We start from the raw sequence: 2,142 nt of genomic DNA, 5'->3' as shown, positions 1-2,142 counted from the left end.
GCGTCGTTGGATCTGCCGGGTCTGGTGGCGCGTCCGGTGGACGGGGAGGCGGGTGCGGCCAAGTTCGACCTCGGCTTCAACTTCGTCGAACGCACGGATGCGGACGGGGAGCCGGCCGGCATCGATGTGACGGTGGAGTACAGCACCGATCTGTTCGACGAGGACACGGTGACGGAGCTGGCCAGGCGCCTGACCCGCATGCTGGCCCTGGGGACCGCCGACCCGGCGATGCCCATCAGCCAGTTCGACCTGCTCTCCTCGCACGAGTGGCAGCAACTGCTGACCGGGTGGAACGACACGGCGCGGGTGCTGGAGCTGCCGTCGTCGCCGGGGGAGGGCCCTGCCGGGGAGACGATTCCGGCGCTGTTCGCCGCGCAGGCGGCCCGGACGCCGCAGGCGCTCGCGCTGGTCGCGGAGGACGGCCGGTTCAGCTACGCCGAGGTGGAGGCCCGGTCCGCCCGGCTCGCCGCCCGCCTCGTGGACCACGGGGTACGCCCCGGAGACGTCGTCGCCGTCGCCGTGCCCCGCTCCGCCGCCCTCACCCTCGGGCACCTCGCCGTGCTGCGCGCCGGTGCGGTGTGCCTGCCCCTCGACCCGGACCATCCGCCCGTTCGCGTCCGCGCCCTCCTGGCCGACGCGATGCCCGCAGCGGTACTCACCGCGCCGGACGGGCCCGCGGTCCTGCGGGAGACCGGAGCCGCCGTCCTCGTACTCGACGCCGAAGACGCCTCCGGCGCCGACCCGGAGCCGGTGACCCGGCCGGGCGCGCTGCCCGGACCGCTGCCGGACTCCCCGGCCTACCTGATCCACACGGCCGACCCCGAGGGCCGTCCGCGCGGTGTCGTCCTGGCCCACCGGGGTCTGGTGAACCGGCTGCTGTGGCTCCGGGACTCCTGTGCGACGGGGCCCGACGACCGGATCCTGCACAAGGCGCCGACGGATGGCGACGTGGCGGCCTGGGAGGTGCTGGCGCCGCTGGTGGCCGGTGCGGCCCAGGTGACCGTCCCGCCGGGCGGCGCCCGCGACATGGTCGCCCTGGCCCGGCTGATCCGCCGTGACGCCGTGACCACCGCCCACTTCGCGCCCTCCGTGCTGGAGGCGTTCCTCGCCGAACCCGAGGCCGCCCACTGCACCGGGCTGCGCCGTGTCCTGGTCAGCGGCGAGCCCGTGCCGCCCGGCCTGAGCGACCGGTTCCGGTCCCACCTGCCCGAAGCCGAGCTGAGGGTTCTGCACGGTGCCACGGAGGCGTCGTCCGATGCCCTCGTATGGTCCGCCGGCGACGGGTCCGACGGCGCGTACGCGCCGGCCGGCCGCCCCGCCCCGAACACGCGCGCCCTGGTGCTCGACGCCCACCTCACCCCCCTGCCCCCGGGCAGCCCCGGAGAGCTGTACGTCGGCGGTGTCCAGTTGGCGTACGGGTACCGGGGCAGGGCAGGCCTGACCGCCGAGCGGTTCGTGGCCGACCCGTACGGGCCGCCCGGGTCCCGGCTCCACCGGACCGGCGACCTGGCCCGGGTCACCCGCGACGGCGTGATCGAGCTGCTCGGCCGCACCGACGACGTGCTCACCCTCGATGGCAGGCGTATCCAGCCGGGCGAGGTCGAACGCGTCCTGGCCGGACACCCCGCGGTGGCCGAGGCGGCGGTGACCGTGCGCCCCGGGCCCACGGGCGGCGACGCCCTGGTGGCGTACGTCGTCCCGGCCGACGCGGCCGCTCCCGCCGACGCGTCGGCGCTGCGCGAGCACGCCGCCGCCGTTCTCCCGCACCACACGGTGCCCGCGCACTGCGTCACGCTCGACGCCCTGCCGCGCACCGCGGGCGGGCAGATCGACCGTGCGGCACTGCCCGACCCGCGGCGCAGCACGGCGCGTGCCCCGCGCAACGACGTCGAGCGGACGCTCTGCGACCTGTTCACCGAACTGCTGGGCGTGGAGTCGGTGTCGATCGACGACAGCTTCTTCGACCTCGGTGGTCATTCGCTGCTCGCCACCCGGCTGGTCAGCCGCGTCCGTTCGCTGTTCGGCATCGAGCTGCCCTTCCGGGACATCTTCGATGCGCAGACGGTGGTGGCGTTGGCGGAGCGGGTGGTGGGTTCGTCGGTGGGTGGGCGTGCGGCGTTGGTGCCGATGGAGCGTCCGGTG

Annotated in this window: 1 protein-coding gene; it reads left to right on the top strand. The window is 75.4% G+C overall.

Features of this window, described 5'->3' with window-relative positions; all coding sequences use genetic code 11:
- Positions 1 to 2,142: amino acid adenylation domain-containing protein (locus tag ACIQPT_RS37365; protein ID WP_401162808.1), on the top strand; the 2,142-nt coding region annotated here is incomplete at both ends.

This window comes from Streptomyces sp. NPDC091289 (genome assembly GCF_044757365.1).
GTDB lineage: Bacteria > Actinomycetota > Actinomycetes > Streptomycetales > Streptomycetaceae > Streptomyces.
The sequence above is the reverse complement of the archived record's forward strand: the minus strand, read 5'-3'. Positions and strand labels throughout refer to the sequence as shown.